Origin of the sequence: Rhizobium sp. AAP116 (genome assembly GCF_001295785.1) — a bacterium.
In the GTDB taxonomy this organism is placed as follows: Bacteria; Pseudomonadota; Alphaproteobacteria; order Rhizobiales; family Rhizobiaceae; genus Allorhizobium.
Genome location: NZ_LJIB01000016.1, coordinates 36,447 through 57,918, shown reverse-complemented (window position 1 = coordinate 57,918; position 21,472 = coordinate 36,447). Strand labels below are relative to the sequence as shown.

22 protein-coding genes are annotated in these 21,472 nt (G+C 61.5%); 18 read left to right on the top strand and 4 right to left on the bottom strand.

Annotated features, from left to right (window positions below):
• Window positions 1-2: 2 nt before the first annotated feature.
• The gene (locus tag IP85_RS10995; RefSeq protein ID WP_054149724.1) at window positions 3-695 is read right to left on the bottom strand and encodes a cobalt-precorrin-6A reductase; all 693 of its coding nucleotides are present in this window, start codon (window positions 693-695) and stop codon (window positions 3-5) included.
• Window positions 685-1,821, bottom strand: a complete 1,137-nt coding sequence (locus IP85_RS10990) for a cobalt-precorrin-5B (C(1))-methyltransferase (RefSeq protein ID WP_054149723.1) — start codon at window positions 1,819-1,821, stop codon at window positions 685-687. Before IP85_RS10990 ends, IP85_RS10995 begins: the two co-directional genes overlap by 11 nt.
• 113 nt (window positions 1,822-1,934) lie before the next feature.
• Here IP85_RS10990 and cobA point away from each other — a divergent pair, with 113 nt between their 5' ends.
• From cobA to cbiB, 4 genes are read left to right on the top strand one after another with little or no spacing between them, the layout of a single operon-like run.
• Window positions 1,935-2,786 carry a uroporphyrinogen-III C-methyltransferase gene (cobA, locus tag IP85_RS10985; RefSeq protein ID WP_054149786.1) on the top strand — a complete coding sequence of 284 codons (852 nt, stop codon included), beginning with the start codon at window positions 1,935-1,937 and terminating at the stop codon, window positions 2,784-2,786.
• Complete coding sequence (locus IP85_RS10980; RefSeq protein ID WP_054149722.1) at window positions 2,783-4,084, top strand: cobyrinate a,c-diamide synthase; 1,302 nt, start codon at window positions 2,783-2,785, stop codon at window positions 4,082-4,084. The genes cobA and IP85_RS10980 overlap by 4 nt, the downstream gene beginning before the upstream one ends.
• Window positions 4,081-5,085 (top strand): threonine-phosphate decarboxylase CobD, encoded by a 1,005-nt coding sequence (cobD, locus tag IP85_RS10975; protein WP_054149721.1) that lies wholly within the window; start codon window positions 4,081-4,083, stop codon window positions 5,083-5,085. Before IP85_RS10980 ends, cobD begins: the two co-directional genes overlap by 4 nt.
• Entirely contained in the window at window positions 5,082-6,059 is a 978-nt protein-coding gene (cbiB, locus tag IP85_RS10970) for an adenosylcobinamide-phosphate synthase CbiB (protein ID WP_054149720.1), read from the top strand. Before cobD ends, cbiB begins: the two co-directional genes overlap by 4 nt.
• A gap of 60 nt (window positions 6,060-6,119) precedes the next feature.
• Here the strand turns inward: cbiB and IP85_RS10965 are convergent, their stop codons facing one another.
• Window positions 6,120-6,845, bottom strand: a complete 726-nt coding sequence (locus tag IP85_RS10965; protein ID WP_054149719.1) for a Crp/Fnr family transcriptional regulator — start codon at window positions 6,843-6,845, stop codon at window positions 6,120-6,122.
• 189 nt (window positions 6,846-7,034) lie between these two features.
• Here IP85_RS10965 and hemN point away from each other — a divergent pair, with 189 nt between their 5' ends.
• The 8 genes from hemN (at window position 7,035) to IP85_RS10925 (ending at window position 14,978) form a co-directional block, all read left to right on the top strand.
• Window positions 7,035-8,384: an oxygen-independent coproporphyrinogen III oxidase gene (gene hemN, locus IP85_RS10960; RefSeq protein WP_054149718.1), complete on the top strand. Its 1,350-nt coding sequence runs from the start codon at window positions 7,035-7,037 to the stop codon at window positions 8,382-8,384.
• A gap of 105 nt (window positions 8,385-8,489) precedes the next feature.
• Window positions 8,490-8,768: an acyl carrier protein gene (locus IP85_RS10955; protein ID WP_003502893.1), complete on the top strand. Its 279-nt coding sequence runs from the start codon at window positions 8,490-8,492 to the stop codon at window positions 8,766-8,768.
• 27 nt (window positions 8,769-8,795) lie between these two features.
• Window positions 8,796-9,269, top strand: a complete 474-nt coding sequence (locus IP85_RS10950) for a 3-hydroxyacyl-ACP dehydratase FabZ family protein (RefSeq protein WP_054149717.1) — start codon at window positions 8,796-8,798, stop codon at window positions 9,267-9,269.
• A 101-nt stretch (window positions 9,270-9,370) separates the two neighbouring features.
• Window positions 9,371-10,576, top strand: a complete 1,206-nt coding sequence (locus IP85_RS10945; protein WP_054149716.1) for a beta-ketoacyl-ACP synthase — start codon at window positions 9,371-9,373, stop codon at window positions 10,574-10,576.
• Window positions 10,577-10,588: 12 nt separating this feature from the next.
• Window positions 10,589-11,878, top strand: coding sequence for a beta-ketoacyl-ACP synthase (locus tag IP85_RS10940; RefSeq protein ID WP_054149715.1), 1,290 nt, complete (start codon window positions 10,589-10,591; stop codon window positions 11,876-11,878).
• A gap of 171 nt (window positions 11,879-12,049) precedes the next feature.
• Window positions 12,050-13,078, top strand: a complete 1,029-nt coding sequence (locus IP85_RS10935) for a zinc-binding dehydrogenase (protein WP_006726181.1) — start codon at window positions 12,050-12,052, stop codon at window positions 13,076-13,078.
• A gap of 4 nt (window positions 13,079-13,082) precedes the next feature.
• Entirely contained in the window at window positions 13,083-14,012 is a 930-nt protein-coding gene (locus IP85_RS10930; protein ID WP_054149714.1) for a lipid A biosynthesis lauroyl acyltransferase, read from the top strand.
• A 234-nt stretch (window positions 14,013-14,246) separates the two neighbouring features.
• Window positions 14,247-14,978 (top strand): PAS domain-containing protein, encoded by a 732-nt coding sequence (locus IP85_RS10925; RefSeq protein ID WP_054149713.1) that lies wholly within the window; start codon window positions 14,247-14,249, stop codon window positions 14,976-14,978.
• A gap of 56 nt (window positions 14,979-15,034) precedes the next feature.
• Here the strand turns inward: IP85_RS10925 and IP85_RS10920 are convergent, their stop codons facing one another.
• Window positions 15,035-15,532: a hemerythrin domain-containing protein gene (locus IP85_RS10920; RefSeq protein ID WP_054149712.1), complete on the bottom strand. Its 498-nt coding sequence runs from the start codon at window positions 15,530-15,532 to the stop codon at window positions 15,035-15,037.
• Between the two features lie 276 nt (window positions 15,533-15,808).
• On the opposite strand from IP85_RS10920, the gene ccoN reads away from it, so the two are divergent.
• From ccoN to IP85_RS10890, 6 genes are all read left to right on the top strand, one after another.
• Window positions 15,809-17,452, top strand: coding sequence for a cytochrome-c oxidase, cbb3-type subunit I (ccoN, locus tag IP85_RS10915; RefSeq protein ID WP_054149711.1), 1,644 nt, complete (start codon window positions 15,809-15,811; stop codon window positions 17,450-17,452).
• 14 nt (window positions 17,453-17,466) lie between these two features.
• Window positions 17,467-18,198 (top strand): cytochrome-c oxidase, cbb3-type subunit II, encoded by a 732-nt coding sequence (gene ccoO / locus IP85_RS10910; protein WP_054149710.1) that lies wholly within the window; start codon window positions 17,467-17,469, stop codon window positions 18,196-18,198.
• A gap of 10 nt (window positions 18,199-18,208) precedes the next feature.
• Complete coding sequence (locus tag IP85_RS10905) at window positions 18,209-18,361, top strand: CcoQ/FixQ family Cbb3-type cytochrome c oxidase assembly chaperone (RefSeq protein WP_054149709.1); 153 nt, start codon at window positions 18,209-18,211, stop codon at window positions 18,359-18,361.
• Window positions 18,362-18,364: 3 nt separating this feature from the next.
• Window positions 18,365-19,231: a cytochrome-c oxidase, cbb3-type subunit III gene (gene ccoP, locus IP85_RS10900; protein ID WP_054149708.1), complete on the top strand. Its 867-nt coding sequence runs from the start codon at window positions 18,365-18,367 to the stop codon at window positions 19,229-19,231.
• Between the two features lie 167 nt (window positions 19,232-19,398).
• Window positions 19,399-20,985, top strand: a complete 1,587-nt coding sequence (ccoG, locus tag IP85_RS10895) for a cytochrome c oxidase accessory protein CcoG (RefSeq protein ID WP_054149707.1) — start codon at window positions 19,399-19,401, stop codon at window positions 20,983-20,985.
• Window positions 20,982-21,470 (top strand): FixH family protein, encoded by a 489-nt coding sequence (locus tag IP85_RS10890; RefSeq protein WP_054149706.1) that lies wholly within the window; start codon window positions 20,982-20,984, stop codon window positions 21,468-21,470. The genes ccoG and IP85_RS10890 overlap by 4 nt, the downstream gene beginning before the upstream one ends.
• Window positions 21,471-21,472 lie beyond the last annotated feature (2 nt).

The following is a 21,472-nucleotide window of genomic DNA, read 5'->3' as shown; positions in this document are numbered from 1 at the left end:
GTTCAGTCGCGTTCGAGCATCACGACGAGCATGGCGAGGCGTCGTGCTGCAAGGATCTTGGCATAGCCGGCGGGACCACCAGAATTGCGGCAGACGAGATGCGTGACGCCATGTGCCGTCAAGAGTTCTGCCTCGCGGTCGGGATCGCTTGCCGGTTTGCCAAGGACGAGGGTGTAATCCGCGAAGGCGAGCGGCGTTTCCGGCGTATCGACCATTCGGATCACGAAGCGGCAGTCGTCCCGCCCGACGAAAGCGTCGAGATACTGTCGGCCAAGGGCGAGGAAGACAGTCGCGCCCGATGGCAAGGCCTCGGCCGCCGCCTCGAGTGTGGCTACGCTCCTCCAGCGGTCACCCGGCTGTTTCTGCCAGCGTGGGCGCAGCCGCTGTTCGAGAGGCACGCCTGAGATCGCCGCAGCCCTGATCGCATTCTCGCTGATCCGCCGCGCGAAGGGATGGGTGGCGTCGATCATCCGGTCGAATCCCTCCGTCTTCAAATAGACCGCCAGACCTTCCGCCCCTCCGAATCCTCCGATCCGCACTGCGCCCGCAGGCAGGATTGGGTCAACCGTTCGCCCCGCCAGCGAGGTGGTGACAAGATGGCCTTCGACCACGAGCCTTTCCGCCAGAAGACGGGCCTCGGTCGTGCCGCCGAGGATCAGGATTTTCTGCAGCGCATCCTCCGGTTCAGCTCGCATGGGCGATGATCGCTCCCTTACGATCCGTGACGATGATGTCCACCACAACGCCGCTGTCGCGCAGCACGCCCTCGGCCGTGCGTTTTGCCGCCTCGGCCACAGATGCGGCGATTGCGATCCCTTCTTGTGTCATGATCTCAAGTACTTCCATCGCGGTATTCGCGTTTTCGACGGCACTACGAGCAGAATCTTTGAGGATATGACTGCAAGGCATTGAAAGAAAGAAATGATTGTCGATTTGGCTGCGTGAGGAATGCAGGTCGAGAGCCCCCTGGGCCAGTTTCGTCATCTTGGCAAAGCCGCCAGCGATCGTCAGCTTGGGGACTGGGTGGGCACGCAGGTATTTCAGCAATCCGCCGGCGAAGTCGCCCATGTCGATCAGGGCGCCGTCCGGCAGGTTGTGAAAGATCTGGGCCGCTTTTTCCGATGTCGAACCGGTCGCGCCGAGCAGATGGGTCAGGCCTTCGGCGCGGGCGACGTCGATGCCGCGGTGGATCGAATGAATCCAGGCAGCGCACGAGAAGGGATGCACAATGCCTGTCGTGCCAAGAATTGAGATCCCACCGAGAATGCCGAGCCGAGGGTTCCAGGTGCTTTCTGCGATCTGTGCGCCACCGGGAACGGAGATCTTCACCTCGAGATCCGGCGTGACCTCATGTGCTGCAGCAATCGCTTCGATCTCCGCCGTCATCATGGCGCGGGGTACCGGATTGATCGCCGGTTCTCCGACGGCAATCGGCAGGCCCGCTTTGGTGACGGTGCCGACCCCGTCGCCAGCCACAAAGCGGATGCCGCTTCCGGGAGGTAGGCGGGTCACTGTCGCGATTACGGTGGCGCCATGGGTCACATCCGGATCATCACCGGCATCCTTGACGATGCCCGCATGGGCGCTCTCGCCGTCGAAACCTTCGCGGGCGAGGGCGAAGGCCGGCGTTTCGCCTTTCGGCAATGTGATCGAGACCGGGTCTGGAAAGTTGCGCGTCAGAAGAGCCGTGAAGGCCGCCTTGGTTGCCGCCGTCGCACAGGCTCCCGTCGTCCAACCATTGCGCAAGGGGGTGCCTTCCGGCTTTTCAAGCCGGTGGCCCTCGGCCCCATTTCTTCCAGCCTGTTTTTCGACGTCACTCATGGCTCGCTTATAGGCGAGCCGGCGGTCTTGAGGAAGGCGTATGGGCGAAGGTTTGGGGCGGAAAGAGCCATGGCGGAATTGCAATTTTGCCGCACGAGGCCTAGACCATGACCATGAGTGACACGATGCGTCTAGCCCTGCCCATGAGCCTGCTGGCCCTCGAGCCCGGCCATGTGTGGCTGGCCGGCGCCGGCCCCGGCGATCCGGGCCTCCTGACGCTCCTGGCGGCCAAGGCGCTGTCGGAAGCCGATGTCATCGTGCACGACGCTCTGGTGAACGACGACTGCCTGAAACTCGCGCGCAGTGGCGCCATTCTCGAATATGCAGGAAAACGCGGTGGGAAGCCGTCGGCCAAGCAGCGAGATATATCGTTGCGTCTTGTCGAACTCGCAAAGGCCGGCCACCGCGTGCTCAGACTGAAAGGCGGCGATCCCTTCGTCTTCGGGCGTGGCGGCGAAGAGGCGCTAACGCTCATCGAATATGGCGTGCCCTTCCGCATCGTTCCGGGCATCACGGCGGGGATCGGCGGGCTTGCCTATGCCGGGATCCCGGTCACCCACCGCGAAGTCAATCATGCCGTGACATTCCTCACCGGCCATGATTCCTCCGGCGTCGTGCCCGATCGAATCGACTGGGCCGCCATCGGTCGCGGTTCACCCGTCATCGTCATGTATATGGCGATGAAACACATGGGCCAGATCGCCGCCAATCTGATGGCCGCCGGTCGCCGGGCAGACGAGGCCGTGGCCTTCGTCTGCAATGCGGCGACCCCGGAACAGACCGTGCTCGAAACCACGCTCGGACGCGCCGAAGCGGACATGCTTGCCGCGGGGATCGAACCGCCGGCGATCGTTGTCATCGGTGAGGTCGTGCGTCTGAGGCCTTCGCTCGACTGGCTGGGCGCCCTCTCGGGCCGCAAGCTTCTGCCCGATCCCTTCGCCGTGGAGCGGAAAGACACGGCATGAGCGGATTGCTGATCGCCGCGCCGGCTTCCGGTTCGGGCAAGACAGTGGTGACGCTCGGCTTGATGCGGGCGTTGAAGCGTCGCGGTCTAGTGGTCGCGCCCGGCAAGGCCGGTCCGGACTATATTGATCCCGCCTTTCACACGGCTGCGAGTGGTACACCCTGCTTCAACTTCGATCCCTGGGCCATGCGCCCGTCGTTTCTCCACGCACAGGCCGCTCAGACAACACCTGATGCCTTGCTGGTCATCGAGGCGATGATGGGGCTCTTCGATGGCGCGGCCGACGGAATGGGAAGTGCAGGGGATCTCTCGAGCCTTCTGTCCCTGCCGGTCGTGCTGGTTGTCGATTGCGCTCGTACATCGCAATCCGTCGCGGCTGTCGCAACGGGCTTTGCCCGATTTCGCGCTGACGTGCGGGTCGCCGGCGTCATCCTCAACCGCGTCGGCAGCGACCGCCATGAAGCCATGTTGCGCGCCGCAATGGCCAAGACCGAGGTGCCGGTGCTGGGTTGCCTCAGGAGTGACCCGCAGCTTTCCCTGCCGGAGCGGCATCTCGGTCTGGTGCAGGCCGGCGAACATGCTGCTCTCGAGAACTTCATCGAGCGAGCGGCCGATGCGATCGATGCGGGGATCGATATTGGCGCACTGCTTTCAATCGTCCAGGCAGCGCCTCTCAGAGAAAGCGCGCCGGTGCGCGGCATCGCCCCGCTCGGTCAGCACATCGCCGTCGCCCGCGATCTCGCCTTCGCCTTTTCCTATCCGCATCTCCTGGAGGGCTGGCGGGAGCAAGGCGCGACGCTCTCCTTCTTTTCGCCGCTCGCCGACGAGGGGCCATCGCCAGATGCCGATGCAATCTACCTGCCGGGCGGATATCCCGAATTGCATGCCGGGAGATTGGCCACTGCTGACGGCTTCCGCTCGTCAATGATGGGAGCGGCGGACCGGGGAGCGCGGATCTATGGGGAATGCGGCGGCTATATGGTTCTGGGCGATGGGCTCGTGGACGCTGACGGCCATCGTCACGCCATGCTCGGCCTCTTGCCGCTGGTGACGAGCTATGCGGTCCGCAAACGTCATCTGGGTTATCGGCGGTTGAGATCGCTCGCGCCCGATCTGTTTGCCGGCAGCTATACCGGCCACGAATTCCACTATTCCACGGTTGTTGCGGAAGGGGCGGCGGACCGCCTGTTCGAGGCAGAGGACGCTCTCGGCGAACCGCTCGGTGCCGTCGGGCTGAGGCGCGGTTCCGTTGCGGGGTCTTACATGCACCTCATCGACATTGCAGGAGCGGGCGCATGAGCGGGCCGATTCAGCATGGAGGCGGTCTCGCCGCTGCTTCTGCCCTCTATGGCGGGCGCATTGAAGACTGGCTCGACCTGTCGACCGGCATCAACCCCTGTCCGCCTGATCTGCCCGTGATCCCGATGCGGGCCTGGCATCGCTTGCCCGACCAGGAACGGGAGACGGCGGCGAGAGTGGCGGCTCAGCGCTTCTACCGCTCGCGCGATCGGCTGCCACTTCCGGTGCCGGGGACGCAATCGGTCATCCAGTTGCTGCCGCGCCTGGTGCCATCAGGTGCCCGGGTTGCAGTGGTCTCGCCAACCTATGGCGAATATGCGCGTGCCTTCACGCTTGCCGGGCTTGCCGTGGATGCTATCAGTGATCTCAATGAGATCAGCAAGGCGCATGGTCTTGTCGTGGTGGTCAATCCGAACAATCCGGACGGACGGCTCCACACACCGACCGAGCTTCGAGCGCTGGCCGGTGATCTCGCAGATCGGGGCGGGATGCTTGTGGTCGACGAGGCCTTCGGTGACATGCTGCCCGACCAGAGCCTTGCCGGCGATGACAGTGCTAACCTGATCGTCTTCCGCTCCTTCGGAAAATTCTTCGGCCTTGCCGGCATTCGCCTCGGATTTGTCATCGCCGCCGACGAAGTCGCAGCGCAATTTTCCGAATGGCTTGGACCTTGGGCCGTGTCCGGCCCGGCGCTCGTGCTTGCCGAGCGTTTGATGTCTTCCGATACCAGCCTCATTGCCCAGCAGATCCGAAGCCGCGCGCTTGCACTTCAGGAGATTCTGTCCGAAGCCGGCTTCACAGTCAGCGGTGGCACCGAGCTTTTCCAACTGGTCGAAGATGCGAGAGTCGGCGAATTGTACCGGCATCTCTGCAGCCACCAGATCCTGACGCGCAAGTTCGACTACCGACCGGACTGGCTGCGTTTCGGCCTTGCCCCCGACGAGGCGGGCGATACGCGTCTCCGCGAGGCGCTCAGAACATTCCGGAGTTCGTCAGCATGAACCATCTGCTGCTCCTTCTTGCAGCCATCGTTCTCGACCGGGTCGTCGGCGATCCGCCATGGCTCTGGCAACGTGTGCCGCATCCGGTGGTGATCTTCGGCAAAGCGATCGATCTCTTCGAAAAGCGCCTGAACAGGACAAGTTTCACAGCCGAAGGTCGACGCTTGAATGGCGTCTTCACGATCGTGACGCTGCTCGCCGGCTCAGTGGTTGTCGGCATGCTGCTTTCTGCCCTGTTCGGTAAACTCGGCCTTGTCGGCATCGTTCTCGAATTGATCATCGTCGCCGTTTTCCTCGCCCAGAAGAGCCTTGGCGATCATGTCCAAGCGGTGGCCGACGGTCTCTTGCGTGATGGTCTAGAGGGAGGTCGTCAAGCGGTAGCGATGATCGTCGGGCGCGATCCGAAGACCCTCGACGAGGCCGGCGTTTCGCGCGCGGCGATCGAAAGCCTGTCCGAAAACTTTGCCGATGGTGTCGTTGCACCGGCTTTCTGGTACGCGATTGCCGGCCTTCCCGGCATCCTCGCCTACAAGATGCTGAACACGGCTGATTCGATGATCGGCCACAAGAATGAGCGCTTCCTGCAATTCGGCTGGGCCTCCGCCAGGCTCGATGATCTCGCGAACTGGCCGGCTGCGCGGCTATCCGCCGAGTTCATCGCCCTGGCTACAGTCTTGAAACGCGGGGCAGGGGCCGGCCGTCGCTCGTTGTCTGCGGCCTTGCGCGATAGCGGATTGCATCGCTCGCCGAATTCCGGTTGGCCGGAAGCCGCAATGGCGGGAGCACTCGATCTGCAGCTCGCCGGTCCGCGCGTCTATGGCGGCACCAGAGTGAGCGAGCCGATGATGCATGCATCCGGCCGCAGCGATGCCGGGCCTGCTGATATCCTTGCGGGAATCGGTGTTTTCTACGCAGCCTGCGGCGTCATGGCGGCATTAATCGCCCTGATATGGGCGATCTCGAAAATCATCTGACGTTTCGAGCTTAAATTGGCTGGCGGTGTGCCCCGGCTTCGCCTCTGACAGCACAACTGATCAGTCGATACCGGCTGCGTCGCGCAAGCGATCGAGCTTCGGCACGATGACGTGGCGGTTGTTCTCGATGACGATGATGCCATCCTTGCGCAGTTTGGTCATCTGGCGGCTGACGGTTTCGATGGTCAGCCCGAGGAAGTCGGCGATATCGGCACGCGACAGCGGCAGATCGAAGGTCTGTGTGCCCTCGCTTTCGGGGTCAATGTGAGTCGCGATCAGATAGAGGAAGCTCGCCACTTTCTCCTGGGCTGTCTTGCGGCCCAGCGTCAGCATCCAGTCGCGGGCCTCGTCCAGTTCCTTCAACGACTGGGAATGGAGCTTGCGCTCCATGTCGGGCACTTCGCCAACCATACGGTCGACGATGTTGCGCGGAAAGGTGCAGATTTCCGTATCCGTTGCGGCTTCCGCCGTGATCGTGCTTTCGCCGAGGAACGGCCGGCCAAGGAAGTCGGGCGCAAATTGCAGGCCGACGATCTGCTGGCGGCCATCCGCCATCATCTTCGACAGCTTGATGACGCCCTTGAGGATGTTGCTGTAGCTTCCGACCTGTTCGCCCTGGCCGATAACCTCGTTACCGGCGTCGACCCGGCGGCGGATCGAATGCTTGTTCAGTTCGGTCAGTTGGGCTGAGGTCAGGACTGAGCAGAGGCCGCCATGGCGCGCGTCGCAGGATCGACAAACGGCAGGAGCCTCACATTCCGGAAAATGTTTTCTGAAAGTGTCCATGGTCGTGCCATCCAATCAGACCGTCTCTGGACGCCATGCGTCCCTCGGTCAGTGCCCAATTCGGGCTTCTGAGTTTCAATAAACTCTACGTGAGAAATGTATCAGTAAATTGATCGATGTCAAAGGCCGGGACAAGAGACGGCGCTATCTTTGGTCGCAGCTCGACACGTCTCAAGGCAGCGCAAAACCATGCAAAATTCCCTTCTGGCCAAATATTCCGGCGCTGTCCCTCGTTACACCAGCTATCCCACGGCGCCACATTTTCACGAAGGCATCGACTGCGGCAAATATGCGCAGTGGCTGCAGGCGATCACTGGACAGGAGCGCATCTCGCTCTACATCCACGTCCCTTATTGTGACCGCCTCTGTTGGTTCTGTGCCTGCCACACCAAGCATACGCTGAAATACGAGCCGATTGCGATCTATCTGGAATCGTTGAAAAAGGAGATTGCGGCCGTCGGCGCGCTGGTCAGTCGCGACGCTGCCGTGACGGCGGTTCATTTCGGTGGGGGGTCTCCCACGATGGTCCGGCCCGACGACATGATCGACCTGATGGCAGCACTCCGCTCGGCCTTCACCTTTGCCGAGGATGTCGAGATCAGCGTCGAGATGGATCCGAACGACCTCGACGAGCCGCGTTACGATGCACTCGCCGCCATCGGCATGACGCGCGCCAGTCTCGGCGTTCAGGACTTCCACCCTGAGGTGCAGAAGGCGATCAACCGTATCCAGACCTTTGAACACACGAAGTCGGTGGTCGAGGCGGTCCGCGCGCGCGGCGTGCATTCCGTCAATTGCGACATCCTCTACGGTCTTCCGCACCAGACGGAGGCGACTGTCGCTGAAACGGTGAAGGACATCCTTTCCCTTGCCCCCGATCGGATCGCGCTTTTCGGTTATGCGCATGTGCCGTGGATGAAGAAGCACCAGACGATGATCAAGGACGAAATTCTGCCCGGGCTTGATGAGCGTTTCGCCCAGATGAACCTTGCCGCCTCGATGCTGGTTGCCGCCGGTTACGAGCCTATCGGCATCGACCATTTCGCGCTGCCCGACGACCGGATGGCGATTGCAGCGCGGGAAGGGCGGCTGCGGCGAAATTTTCAGGGCTATACCGACGATGCCGCCGAAGCGCTGATCGGGCTGGGCGCCTCCTCGATCGGTCAGTTGCCACAGGGCTATGTCCAGAACATGCCGGCGACCGGCGAGTATCAGCGCATGGCCGACGCCGGCGGACTGGCAGCCGTGCGCGGCATCGAGGTCAGCGAAGACGACAGGCTGCGGCGTCGGGTGATCGAGGAAATCATGTGCCGCTTCGCCATGTCCTTCTCGGAACTGCGGCAGGAGTTCGGTGATGCGGTCGATGCGATCGCAGCCGAGGCGAAGAGCTTTGCGCTATCCAACCAGGATCGTATCTGCCTCATCGAGGGTGATCGTTTCGTCATCACGGATGTCGGCCGGCCCTTCGCGCGGACCATTGCCGCCGTCTTCGACAGCTATCTCGCCAATGGCAAGGGACGCCATTCGATTGCTGTTTAAGCAACACTTAGGCTCCAAATTTCGCTGTCGCACAAAACCACCATTGGCATTTGACCGTGTTTTCCTTATGTGGAACCCAGAATTTAAGACACATGAGGTACTGGCGTGACCGCTACATTCGACAAAGTTGCCGACATCATTGCTGAGACCAGCGAAATCGACCGCGAGACGATTACGCCGGAAAGCCACACGATCGATGACCTTGGCATCGACAGCCTCGACTTCCTCGACATCGTCTTTGCGATCGACAAGGAATTCGGCATCAAGATCCCGCTCGAGCAGTGGACGCAGGAAGTCAACGAAGGCAAGGTTTCGACCGAAGAGTACTTCGTGCTGAAGAACCTCTGCGCCAAGATCGACGAACTTCGCGCCGCCAAGGGCTGACCCGTCTCCAAAGGAGCGGACATCGTCATGCTGCTTGAATATTTCCAGATGATTGACAAGGTCGAGAGCGTTGATCTCGGCCTTGGTCGTTTGAAGGCCACTTCGACCGTGCCGATGGAAAGCCCTGTCTTCGAAGGGCATTTCCCCGGTATGCCGCTGGTTCCTGGCGTGCTTTTGATCGAGACCATGGCGCAGGCCTCCGGCATGCTGTTGCTTGCCGTCAAGGACTTCGAAGCCATGCCTTTCCTGATGTCCGTCGATGGCGCAAAGATGCGCACCTTCGTCGAGCCCGGCGCTGTCCTCGATATCGAGGCGGAACTCGAGCATGACGGATCTGGCTTTGCCGTGACCAAGGCGAAGATCACGAGCGGCGGCAAGAAGGTCTGCGACGCCCAGCTGAAGCTCCGCACCATGCCGTTCTCGGAGGTGCCGCTCGCGCCGATCGTGCGCAAACGCGCCGAAGAGGTTGGCCTGATGGCCGCGATGGCGGCCCAAGGCTGACACGCTTTCGGCCGCAAGGGCGCAATTCCTATTGACCTTGGGGCCTTATTCGGGAAAACCCGCATTTTACGTCGGTGAGCCTGCCGGCGAGAGGATTGCATATGGTCAAACAACCGAATGATGTGGTGATCACCGGCGTCGGGATCGTCACCTGCCACGGCACCGGCAAGGACGCGCATCTCGCGCTGCTCTCCGCAAAGACCGCACCTGAACCGGTGCTCGAGACCGAAAAGTTCGCGCCTTATGTCGTGCACAAGCTGCCCGAGATCGACTGGTCGCAGCAGATCGCCAAGCGTGGCGACCAGCGCCAGATGGAAAACTGGCAGCGCCTCGGCGTCTTTGCAGCTGGCCTCGCGCTCGACGACGCCGGCATGAAGGATGACGCAGACGCCTGCGGCACCATGGACCTGATCGTCGCCGCTGGCGGTGGCGAGCGTGATATCGCGGTCGACAGCCTGATCGTCGACGAGGCTTTGCAGCGCAATGACCGAGAGAAATTCCTGATCGAAAAACTGAAGACCGAGCTTCGTCCGACACTGTTCCTGGCGCAGCTTTCCAACCTGCTCGCCGGCAATATCTCGATCGTGCACAAGGTCACCGGTTCCTCGCGCACCTTCATGGGTGAAGAAGCGGCCGGTATCTCGGCGATCGCAACCGCATTTGCCCGCATCAAGGCCGGCCAGTCGACCCACACGCTTGTCGGTGGCGCCTTTGTTTCCGAGCGTCCCGACATCCTGCTTCTGGTCGAAGGCATCCGCGCCCATCAGACCGGCCCATGGCAGCCGCTCTGGTCGCGTGACGGTTCGTCCGGCGGTGGCATGATTCTCGGCACGGTCGGCGCCTTCCTTGTGCTGGAATCGCGCGAACATGCCGAAGCGCGTGGCGCGCATATCTATGCCGTGCTGGACGCCGTCGAAGGTGATCGTGGCAATCGCGACGAGGGCAAGCTCGAAGCCCGTCTCGGCAGAATGGTCCCTGAGGCGGCTGCCTTGTCGGCAGGTGACACCATCGTGTTTTCCGGCGCGTCCGGTCTCGCTGACCTTACGCAACGGGAAAAGATTCACCTTGCGGAACGTTTCGCCGGCATGCCGGTGCGTGGCTATGCCGGTTCAATCGGCCATTCGGTCGAGGCACAGTTCCCGGCAGGCCTTGCGCTCGCGGCGCTTGCCATCGACGCCGGCGCCACGGTGCCTGCCTTCGACGCTGCGAACGAAGCGGCTCATGCCGGTCCTGCCAAACATGCCATCATCTCCACCGTCGGCTATGTGCGGGGCGAAGGCCTCGCCGTGCTCTCGGCGAATGCGTGAGGAACTAGATCCATGACCGACAGCCGTTTCAAGGATCATCTCGGCCGCCCGATCATCGCCGTCACTGGCATGGGCGTCATCACCTCGCTCGGCCAGGGGCTTTCCGACAACTGGTCGAAGCTGACGTCGGGACTATCCGGCATCCACTACATCAAGCGCTTCGACACCGAGGGCATGTCGACCCGAATCGGTGGCACGGTCGATTTCATCGCCGTGCCCGCCAACAATGCCGTCGAGCGCTCCTATGCGCTGGCTCGCGAAACGACCATCGAGGCTCTGGCCCAGGCCGGCATCAATGGCGACTTCAACGGTCCGCTATTCCTGGCCGCACCACCAGTCGAGCCGGAATGGCATGACCGCTTTGCGCTGGCCGAACGGGCTCCGGCCTCGACCCAGCCGGGCGACGCCTATGTCCGCTTTCTCGCGGCAATGCGCGAAAAGCCCGATCCGGTCTTCCTCGAAGCCGTGCAGTTCGGCTCGATCTCAGAGCGTCTTTCCGACAAGTTCGGCACGCGCGGTCTTCCGGTGACGCTGTCAACGGCCTGCGCTTCCGGTGCCACCGCCATCCAGCTTGGCGTCGAGGCGATCCGCCAGGGCCGCACGACACGCGCCCTGACGGTTGCGACCGACGGCTCGATCAGCCCGGAAGCCGTGATCCGCTTCTCGCTGCTCTCGGCGCTCTCGACCCAGAACGATCCGCCGGAAAAGGCATCGAAGCCATTCAGCAAGGAGCGCGATGGCTTCGTGATCGCCGAAGGGGCGGCAACCCTGGTGCTCGAATCGCTCGAAGCAGCCGTTGCCCGTGGCGCCAAGGTGCTCGGCATCATCAAGGGCTGCGGCGAGAAGGCCGATCATTTCCACCGCACGCGCTCGTCACCGGACGGCGGTCCCGCCATCGCCACGATCAAGGCAGCGCTTGTCGATGCAGGCCTGTCCGAGAATGCTATTGGCTACATCAACGCTCATGGCACATCGACGCCCGAGAATGACAAGATGGAATATGGCGCCATGCTGTCGGTCTTCGGCGACCGGTTGAAGGATGCTATTCCGGCTTCGTCGAACAAGTCGATGATCGGCCACACGCTGACGGCCGCCGGCGCGGTCGAGGCGGTGTTCTCGATCCAGACCATGCTGACCGGCACGGTGCCGCCAACCATCAACTACACGAACCCCGATCCCTCGATCGTGCTCGACGTGGTGCCGAACGTGAAGCGGGAGGCCTCGGTTTCGGCTGTGCTCTCGAACTCCTTCGGTTTCGGTGGTCAGAACGCCAGCCTTGTCATGACGCGGGAACCGGTCTAAGGCCTGCGCCAACAATTCGGGACGTCATCCTCGGCCTTCGAGCCGGGGATCCACGCACCTCGCAAGAACAACGAAGGTCGGCAGATGCCAGGGAGTAACCCCTGGTGTGACGATGAAAGCGTGACGACGCTTCATCCGCATCTGCCCGATAGGCCCTGAAGGAAACATGTCATGCGCGCATTGCAACTCGTCGAAGACCGCAAGCTTGAAATCGTCGACCTGCCGGAGCCGGATGCTCCGGGTCCAGGTGAGGTTACGCTGCGCGTCAAGGCCGTCGCGCTGAACCATATCGACGTCTGGGGCTGGCGCGGCATGGCATTCGCCAAGCGAAAGATGCCGCTTGTCATCGGTGCGGAAGCCTCCGGTGTCGTCGAGGCGATCGGTCCAGGCGTCGGCAATATCCTGCCTGGCCAGCTCGCCGCCGTCTATGGCGCGCGCACCTGCGGTCTCTGCAAGCCCTGCCGCGAAGGCCGTGACAATCTTTGCGAAAACGTCTCGGGGGTGCATGGCTTTCATCTCGACGGCTTTGCCCAGGAAAAGATCAACCTGCCGGCCCGCCTGCTCGTTCCGGCCCCTCCGGGCGTCGATGCGGTTGCCGCGGCTCTCGCCCCCGTTACCTTCGGCACCGTCGAGCACATGCTCTTCGACAATGCCAAGCTCCAGCCGGGTGAAACCATCCTCATCCATGCCGGCGGTTCCGGTATCGGCACGGCTGCCATCCAGCTTGCCAAGAAGATCGGCTGCACTGTGATCACCACCGTCGGCTCCGACGACAAGATCGAGCCGGCCAAGGCACTTGGCGCCGATCACGTCATCAACTATCGCACCGACCGCTTCGAAGGCATGGTCCGCAAGATCACCAAGAAGAAGGGCGTCGATGTCGTCTTCGAACATGTCGGCAAGGACACGTTTGCGGCATCGATGTTCTGCCTGAAGCGCGGCGGCCGCCTCGTGACCTGCGGCTCCACCTCTGGTGTCTCGACCGAAGTGAACCTGATGATGCTTTTCCAGCAGCAGCTCAAGCTCTTCGGCTCCTTCGGCTGCCGCATGGAAAACATGGCGGATGCCATGCAGAAGATGGCGCGCGGCCTCGTGCACCCCGTCATCGACACGCAGGTCTCTTTCGACGATATCGACAAGGCCCTTGCCCGCATGGAAGGCCGCCAGGTCTTTGGCAAGATCATCCTGAAGATGGACTGACCGCGTGCGGATGCTCGTCACCCGCATCGTTCTGGCGCTGCGCAAGTTCTATCAGTGGTCCGTCGCCCAGGCGGCCTTCGGCTTCCTGACGGCATTGAAGATCCTGCCGGCGGATGCCGCGATCAACTTTGCCGACCGGCTGATGCGCTGGGTCGGGCCGAAGACGAAGCGCCACCGGCTGATGCAGGTGAACCTGCGCAATGCGTTCCCCGAGAAGTCGGATGCCGAACGGGAGGAGATCGCGCTGGCGAGCTGGGGCCATATGGGCCGGCTTGCCGCCGAATATGTCTTCCTCGACCGTCTGTTCGACTTCGATCCGGAAAAGCCAGGCGAGGGCAGGGTAGAGGTGTCGGGCGTCGAGCAGTTTCTCGACCTGCGCGACAATCCGCGTCCCTTCATAGTGTTTACCGGCCATACCGCAAATTTCGAGCTTCTGCCGGTCGCGGGTGCCGCCTTCGGGCTTTACGTCACCGTCCTCTTCCGGCCGCCGAACAACCCCTATATCGCCGAGAAGGTCTTCGACTTCCGCCGCAAGCGCATGGGCAAGCTTGTGCCGTCGCATGCTGGGTCCTCCTTCGCACTGGCCCGGCAGCTGGAGCAGGGGGGTGGCGTCGGCGTGCTCGTCGACCAGAAGTTCTGGAAGGGCGTCGAGACCCAGTTCTTCGGCCAGCCGGTCAAGACCAATCCGCTGCTCGCCAAGCTGACGCGTCAGTTCGACTGTGAAGTCTATCCGGCGCGTTGCATCCGCCTGCCCGGCAATCGTTTTCGTCTGGAGATCGAGCCGCGCATCTCGGTGCCGCGCAACGAGCGGGGCCAGGTGGACGTGAACGCCACCGCCCAGCTGCTCAACGACAAGGTCGAGGCCTGGGTTCGGGAATATCCGGAGCAGTGGCTCTGGTATCACGATCGCTGGGCGATCAAGGACAAGATCTGACGGTCTCTGCTTCAGGCTCGTCTGAAGGATAAATCGGAATGTGCGCGGAGCGTCGCGGCCGGTCGCCATGCGCATTATCGCCTATTCGTTTCATCTGATATTGCAGATATTTTTTGGGCTGCGATGCGCGTGAGTGCCCGTAGCGATTGAAGGTGACGCAACCTCATGTTACGGACGCCGAAAGTGGTGTGACGTAATCATTTCTTTTGTCACACCTGAGGGATGAGGTTGCTGATGTCTTTTGGCGAATTCCGTGATTCGAATCTGCGCGCAATGTTCGAAGCGGTTTCGTTGAAGAACCTTCAGTTGCAGCAGGCCATCCGCAATGGTGACGACCATCTCGTGCGCATGCTCGATCGCGAGATCGATCCGCTGATCGCAACGCTCGTCAACTACCGCGCCACGGATCTCGACGATGTCTATCTTCAGATGCGACTTCTGACGAAGCTGCTGCGGGAGGATGCCGATGACGGGGCCTGCGTGCTGCGCCACGCCTCCATGCTGTCCTTGCTGATCGAGCGCTATTTCGGTCCGAAACGCAGTGACCAGAGCCCAGCACCACGGGTTTTCGACACACGCCAGCCGCGTGATGGTGACGATGAGCAGCTGAACGAGGCGATCCTCAACAACTTGCCGGAACGTGTGGCCGTGGTCACCCGCGACTGTCGCTATCTCTTCGCCAACACGGCCATGGCCAGAATGCTCGGCATGCGACAGATCGAGCTGATTGGACGCAGCGTCTTCGATCTCGGGCTTGCGGCCGGCGGTCATGACTGGCTTCAGGATGCGCTCGATTCGGCCTTTGCAGGACGTTCGGGATCCTTTGTCGCCCGGATGTCGGCCGCAACCGTCACCGGCGACATGCCGGCTCGTTTCAGCCCGTTTCGGGCCGCAGACGGCAGCATTAGCGGTGCCATCCTGACGCTTGGGGAATGCGAGCCGGTCTATGGTGGCGTCGCCGCCTGATCAAGGCCGAGGCGCGAGTGCCGATCTAACGGCAGGCTCTTGCCGCCCCGTTTTTCTCAATCCGTGACGCCCTGAAGCAGATGTTCTCGCTCGAAGGCGATGTGGCGTCTGATACCCTCGAAGAAGCCTCGCAACATGTAGCCGACGGCCTCCATGTTCACACGATCTCCGGATCCCAGCTTCAGCAGCGCATCCGTCAGTTCCTCGGCGAAGCACTCGTCCTCGCAATGCTCGAACTTTAGCCGCTCCAGCGTCGGTCCCAATGCGTCCGTCGCGTCGGGGCTCGACTGTAGCTGCGGAAACAGCACCGTCTCCTCGTAGTGATGTATGCCCTTGATGAGCGGGCCGAGCGCCTTTGCCGCATAGATGCATTTCTGCCGGTTGATGCTTGCCGGCAATGAGTCGGCGATCTCTTCCAGTTCCCGGCAGAGCGCGAGCTGTTCGGTGTGAGCGCGGTGAAGCCAGGCGAGGTCGCGCTTGCCTGCATCGAGCAGGCGGTTGCCCGTCCATGTGTCGCTCGCACTCCGCTTGCTGTTCTCGATATTCGTCAGCATGTCCGTTTTCTCCAACGGGGCTTTTCGCCGCGCGTAACCCCAGTGCTCCAAGACACGCACGAGCGGGCCTTGGCCCAAGCGATGTGCCGGCCTTGGTGTCCGAAGGTCGCAAACCCGATTGCAGCTTCGAGCCTCGCGAATTTTAGAGAGACTTGCATTGACTTGGATCAAGGTGGCTGGGCGGCCCCAGTGCGATTGGTGCATTCGACGCGGGAGGCATTTCCCCAGGGTGAGGCCCCCGCGATGAGATCAGCAAGCCGTTGGGGGATACCAACAATGAACTATACGTTAGAGACACTGGTGATGGCGGTACTCGCCTTCGCCGCGCTGCTCGGGGTGGCTTTCGCCCATGACAGCCTCTTCGCGGCCCATATGTGGGTCGCCTTCTTCGTGCTCGCGGGGGGCACGATCATCATGCTGCGCCGGATGCAGTTTGCACCGACCACGGCATCCTCCTCCTCTTCCGGCCAGTCCAAGGCAAGCCAGTCGGAGTATTTCGACGACGTGGTGCGTTACGGCGTCATCGCCACCGTCTTCTGGGGCGTCGTCGGCTTCCTGGTCGGCGTTGTCGTCGCGCTGCAGATGGCCTATCCCCAGCTCTATATCGAGCCCTGGTTCACCTTCGGCCGCTTGCGTCCCCTCCACACCTCAGCCGTTATCTTTGCCTTCGGTGGCAATGCGCTGATCGCCACGTCGTTCTACGTCGTCCAGCGGACCTCGCGTGCACGTCTGTTTGGCGGCAATCTTGGCTGGTTCGTTTTCTGGGGATACCAGTTCTTCATCGTCATGGCGGCGACCGGCTATCTTCTGGGCATCACCCAGGGCCGCGAATATGCCGAACCGGAATGGTATGTGGACATCTGGCTGACCGTGGTCTGGGTCGCCTATCTGATCACTTTCATGGGTACGATCCTGAACCGCAAGGAGCCGCATATCTATGTGGCGAACTGGTTCTACCTGTCCTTCATCGTCACCATCGCGATGCTGCATATCGTCAACAATCTGGCGATGCCGGTCTCCTTCCTTGGCGTGAAGAGCTACTCGGCCTTCTCGGGCGTGCAGGATGCGCTGACCCAGTGGTGGTACGGCCATAACGCCGTCGGCTTCTTCCTGACGGCCGGCTTCCTCGGCATGATGTACTACTTCGTGCCCAAGCAGGCTGGTCGCCCTGTCTATTCCTACCGCCTGTCGATCATCCACTTCTGGGCCCTGATCTTCATGTATATCTGGGCAGGTCCTCACCACCTGCACTACACGGCTCTGCCCGACTGGGCGCAGACGCTCGGCATGGTGTTCTCGATCATGCTGTGGATGCCGTCCTGGGGTGGTATGATCAACGGCCTGATGACGCTGTCTGGCGCCTGGGACAAGATCCGCACCGATCCGATCATCCGCATGATGGTGATTGCCATTGCCTTCTACGGCATGTCGACCTTCGAAGGCCCGATGATGTCGATCAAGGCCGTCAACTCGCTCAGCCACTACACCGAATGGACCATCGGTCACGTTCACTCGGGCGCTCTCGGCTGGGTCGGCATGATTACCTTCGGCGCCATCTATTACCTGACGCCCAAGCTGTGGAACCGCAACCGCCTCTACTCGATGCGCATGGTCAACTGGCACTTCTGGCTCGCAACGCTCGGCATCGTGGTCTACGCCGCCGTGCTCTGGGTCGCCGGCATCCAGCAGGGTCTGATGTGGCGCGAATACGACGATCAGGGCTTCCTGGTCTACTCCTTCGCCGAATCGGTCGCTGCCATGCATCCCTACTACGTGCTGCGCACAATCGGCGGTGTCATGTATCTCCTGGGCGGCATCATCATGGCCTACAACGTCGCCATGACCATTCTCGGCTACGAGCGTCAGGAAGCACCGATCGCCGGAACGGTCGTGCCGGCTGCCGCGCAGCCTGCTGAATAAGAAGGAAGGCTCACATGTCCATTCTTGATAAACACGCAATCCTCGAGAAGAACGCGAGCCTTCTCTTCCTCGGTTCGCTGGTGGTCGTGACCATCGGCGGTATCGTTGAAATCGCTCCGCTCTTCTATCTCGAGAACACGATCGAAAAGGTGGAGGGCATGCGGCCCTACTCGCCGCTCGAACTCGCCGGCCGCAACATCTACATCCGTGAAGGCTGCTATGTCTGTCACAGCCAGATGATCCGGCCGTTCAAGGACGAGGTCGAGCGCTACGGCCACTACAGCCTCGCAGCGGAATCGATGTACGACCATCCGTTCCAATGGGGATCGAAGCGAACCGGGCCTGACCTCGCGCGCGTCGGTGACCGCTATTCCAACGAGTGGCACGTCCAGCATCTCGTCAATCCACGCGACGTGGTGCCGGAATCGATCATGCCTGGCTATGCCTTCCTGAGGGAAACGCCGCTCAAGATCACGAGTATCGGCATGATGCTCCAGGCCAACCGCACCGTCACCGTCCCCTATACCGACGAGATGATTGCCGAGGCCGAAGCCGATCTCACGGCACAGGCTGATCCGAACGCCGATACGACAGGCCTGATGGAGCGCTATCCGAAGGCCAAGGTCGGTGATTTCGACGGCGATCCTGCCAAGCTGACAGAGATGGACGCGCTCGTCGCCTATCTGCAGATGCTCGGCACGCTGGTCGACTTCTCCACCTATGACGACGCAAGCGGTTACCGCTGAGGAGGACATCATGGAAACCTATACCGCCATGCGCCAATTCGCCGACAGCTGGGCTCTGCTTGCAATGACCCTGTTCTTCGTCGGCGTCGTCCTCTTCACATTCCGCCCGGGCGGCAAGAAATCTGCCGACGACGCGGCCAGCATCCCTCTCAAGGAGGATTGAACAATGGCAGACAAGAAACACATCGACGAGATCAGCGGCGTCGAGACCACCGGCCATGAGTGGGATGGCATTCGCGAGCTGAACAACCCGATGCCGCGCTGGTGGGTCTATACCTTCTACGCGACCATCGTCTGGGCGATCGGCTACACGATCATGTATCCGGCCTGGCCGCTCCTGACCGACAACACCAAGGGTCTGCTCGGCTATTCGAGCCGTGCAGAAGTCGCTCAGGAACTGGCGGCGGCGAAGTCTTCGCAGGCAGTCTATCTCGACAAGATCGCGACCCTGCCGCTCGAAGAGATCATCGCCGACAAGGAACTGACCCAGTTTGCCGTTGCCGGCGGGGCTGCCGCCTTCAAGGTCAACTGCTCGCCTTGCCATGGTTCGGGTGCTGCCGGTGGCGCCGGTTATCCGAATCTCAACGACGACGACTGGCTCTGGGGCGGTGATCTCGAAGCGATCCACACCTCGATCGCCCACGGTATCCGCTATGACCAGGATCCGGACACCCGGTTCTCCGAAATGCCGGCCTATGGCGACATTCTCGACGCCGATCAGATCAAGCAGGTGGCGGCTTATGTCGTCAGCCTGACCGGCACGCCCCTCGATGCCTCGATGGTCGAGCCTGGCCAGCAGATCTATGCCGAAAACTGCGCAGCCTGCCATGGCGAAGATGCAAAGGGCGGGCGTGACTTCGGCGCGCCGAACCTCGCTGACGCCATCTGGCTGAAGGTCGATGGTGAAGCGCAGATTGCGGCCCAGATCCGTCAGCCGCGCCACGGCGCGATGCCCGGCTGGGGCCAGCGCCTGGGCGACACCACTGTCAAGCAGCTGACCGTCTACGTGCATCAGCTCGGCGGCGGCGAATAATCGACCTGTCCTCCGAAAGCTTGGGCCGCATCCGGTGATGCGGCCCTTTTCGTTTTATATTGTGCAAAACATATGTATTGCGACGCTTCGCCGCTGCTTGACTTAAGTCAAGGCGAGCTGGTCTGCGAGATGGGACAAGGCGAGCATCAGAAGAAGGTTCTCGTCCCATGAACATACTTTCCGAGCCACACCGAGCACCGGACGCGCCCGAGGTCGAAAGACTCGACGCCGAGGCCGTGATGTCGGCCAAGAGCCGGGGTCCGCTCTATGAAGCTCGCAAGAAAATCTTTCCCAAGCGTGCCGAAGGTGCATTCCGCCGATTCAAGTGGATCATCATGGCGATCACGCTCGGCATCTATTACCTCACGCCCTGGCTCCGCTGGGATCGTGGCGAATTCGCGCCCGACCAGGCCGTGCTGATCGATATTGCCCACCGCCGCTTCTATTTCTTTTTCATCGAGATCTGGCCGCAGGAGTTCTTCTTCGTCGCAGGCCTGCTCGTCATGGCCGGATTCGGCCTGTTTCTCGTCACCTCGGCCGTCGGCCGTGCCTGGTGCGGCTATACCTGTCCGCAGACGGTCTGGGTCGATCTCTTCCTCGTCGTCGAGCGTTTCATCGAGGGCGACCGCAATGCCCGCATCAAGCTTGAATCAGCGCCCTGGACCTTCGACAAGATCTGGAAGCGTGTCAGTAAACACGCGACCTGGATCCTGATCGGTGTGTTGACGGGTGGTGCCTGGATCTTCTATTTCGCCGATGCGCCTTCGCTTGCCATGGATTTTCTCACCGGCAACGCTGCTCCGATCGCCTATATCACCGTCGCCATCCTGACCGCCACAACTTACGTCTTCGGTGGCCTGATGCGCGAACAGGTCTGCATCTACATGTGCCCGTGGCCGCGCATCCAGGCCGCCATGCTCGACGAGAATTCGCTGGTCGTGACCTATAATGACTGGCGCGGCGAGCCCCGTACCCGCCATGCCAAGAAGGCGATTGCATCAGGCGAATCGGTCGGCGACTGCGTCGACTGCAATGCCTGCGTCGCCGTCTGTCCCATGGGCATCGATATCAGGGATGGCCAGCAGCTCGAATGCATCACCTGTGCGCTGTGCATTGACGCCTGTGACGGTGTCATGGACAAGATCGGCAAGCCGCGCGGACTGATCGCCTATGCCACCCTCGACGAGTATCAGTCGAACATGGCGCTCGCCACCAATGGCGGCGTAACTGCGATCGATCCGAAGATGGTGCGCAACGCCGATGGCAGTTTCTCCGACAAGATTCGCCATTTCGACTGGCGCGTGATTTTCCGCGCTCGCACGCTCCTCTACATGGCAGTTTGGACTGCCGTCGGTGTCGGCATGCTGGTTGCGCTTCTTGGTCGCGACCGACTGGAGGTCAACGTCCTGCATGATCGCAATCCGCAATTCGTGCTCGAATCCGATGGTTCGATCCGCAACGGCTATACAGTGCGCATTCTGAACATGATCGCCGTCCCGCGCGACATTGAGGTGTCGATCGAGGGATTGCCGGATGCCTCGATGAAGATCAACGGCATCAACCAGCCGCCGTCGCGTGCCTTCACGGTCTCGGTCGAGCCGGATGAAGCCACGACACTGAAGGTCTTCGTTACACTTGCCGGTGACAAGGTCACCGATGCCAACCAGAATTTCCAGTTCATCGCCCAGGATGCCGACGGCGACGAGCGGGACGTCTATGATGCAGTCTTCATGGGGCCGGGAGCCAGGAAATGAGCACTTACGCCAAGAAACCCTTCACCTTTACAGGCTGGCACATGCTGGCGATCATGCTGGCCTTCTTCGGCACGATCATCACTGTCAACTTCACCATGGCCTATCTCGCCACATCGACGTGGAGCGGTCTGGTGGTGAAGAACACCTATGTCGCCAGCCAACAGTTCAACGGCAAGACTGCCGCGATCCGCGAGATGCTCGCAACCGGTATTGCGGGTGAACTCTCTGTCGATGCCAAGGGCATGCGCTACCGCCTGACATTGCCTGAAAACACCCCTGTCATTGCCGATTCGGTCACCGCCCATTTCAAGCGTCCGGTCGGCACTGCCCAGGATTTCGAACTGCAACTGACGCCGGCCGGTGATGGCCTCTACCTCGCCGAGATGGACGTGCTTGCGGGCAGCTGGATCGTCGAGATTCAGGCGATCAAGGACGGCAAGATGATCATGCATGAGGCGAAGCGGATCACCGTTTCGGGAGAATGACG

What these genes read in the sequence shown, in the direction of transcription:
- ccoN (WP_054149711.1), top strand. Translation starts at nt 15,809, where the DNA reads ATGAACTATACGTTAGAGACACTGGTGATGGCGGTACTCGCCTTCGCC.
- IP85_RS10990 (WP_054149723.1), bottom strand. Translation starts at nt 1,821, where the DNA reads ATGAGTGACGTCGAAAAACAGGCTGGAAGAAATGGGGCCGAGGGCCAC.
- ccoG (WP_054149707.1), top strand. Translation starts at nt 19,399, where the DNA reads ATGAACATACTTTCCGAGCCACACCGAGCACCGGACGCGCCCGAGGTC.
- IP85_RS10965 (WP_054149719.1), bottom strand. Translation starts at nt 6,845, where the DNA reads ATGGACACTTTCAGAAAACATTTTCCGGAATGTGAGGCTCCTGCCGTT.
- cobA (WP_054149786.1), top strand. Translation starts at nt 1,935, where the DNA reads ATGAGTGACACGATGCGTCTAGCCCTGCCCATGAGCCTGCTGGCCCTC.
- IP85_RS10995 (WP_054149724.1), bottom strand. Translation starts at nt 695, where the DNA reads ATGCGAGCTGAACCGGAGGATGCGCTGCAGAAAATCCTGATCCTCGGC.
- IP85_RS10905 (WP_054149709.1), top strand. Translation starts at nt 18,209, where the DNA reads ATGGAAACCTATACCGCCATGCGCCAATTCGCCGACAGCTGGGCTCTG.
- IP85_RS10980 (WP_054149722.1), top strand. Translation starts at nt 2,783, where the DNA reads ATGAGCGGATTGCTGATCGCCGCGCCGGCTTCCGGTTCGGGCAAGACA.
- IP85_RS10890 (WP_054149706.1), top strand. Translation starts at nt 20,982, where the DNA reads ATGAGCACTTACGCCAAGAAACCCTTCACCTTTACAGGCTGGCACATG.
- IP85_RS10935 (WP_006726181.1), top strand. Translation starts at nt 12,050, where the DNA reads ATGCGCGCATTGCAACTCGTCGAAGACCGCAAGCTTGAAATCGTCGAC.
- cbiB (WP_054149720.1), top strand. Translation starts at nt 5,082, where the DNA reads ATGAACCATCTGCTGCTCCTTCTTGCAGCCATCGTTCTCGACCGGGTC.
- IP85_RS10920 (WP_054149712.1), bottom strand. Translation starts at nt 15,532, where the DNA reads ATGCTGACGAATATCGAGAACAGCAAGCGGAGTGCGAGCGACACATGG.
- IP85_RS10950 (WP_054149717.1), top strand. Translation starts at nt 8,796, where the DNA reads ATGCTGCTTGAATATTTCCAGATGATTGACAAGGTCGAGAGCGTTGAT.
- cobD (WP_054149721.1), top strand. Translation starts at nt 4,081, where the DNA reads ATGAGCGGGCCGATTCAGCATGGAGGCGGTCTCGCCGCTGCTTCTGCC.
- IP85_RS10925 (WP_054149713.1), top strand. Translation starts at nt 14,247, where the DNA reads ATGTCTTTTGGCGAATTCCGTGATTCGAATCTGCGCGCAATGTTCGAA.
- ccoO (WP_054149710.1), top strand. Translation starts at nt 17,467, where the DNA reads ATGTCCATTCTTGATAAACACGCAATCCTCGAGAAGAACGCGAGCCTT.
- IP85_RS10940 (WP_054149715.1), top strand. Translation starts at nt 10,589, where the DNA reads ATGACCGACAGCCGTTTCAAGGATCATCTCGGCCGCCCGATCATCGCC.
- IP85_RS10945 (WP_054149716.1), top strand. Translation starts at nt 9,371, where the DNA reads ATGGTCAAACAACCGAATGATGTGGTGATCACCGGCGTCGGGATCGTC.
- ccoP (WP_054149708.1), top strand. Translation starts at nt 18,365, where the DNA reads ATGGCAGACAAGAAACACATCGACGAGATCAGCGGCGTCGAGACCACC.
- hemN (WP_054149718.1), top strand. Translation starts at nt 7,035, where the DNA reads ATGCAAAATTCCCTTCTGGCCAAATATTCCGGCGCTGTCCCTCGTTAC.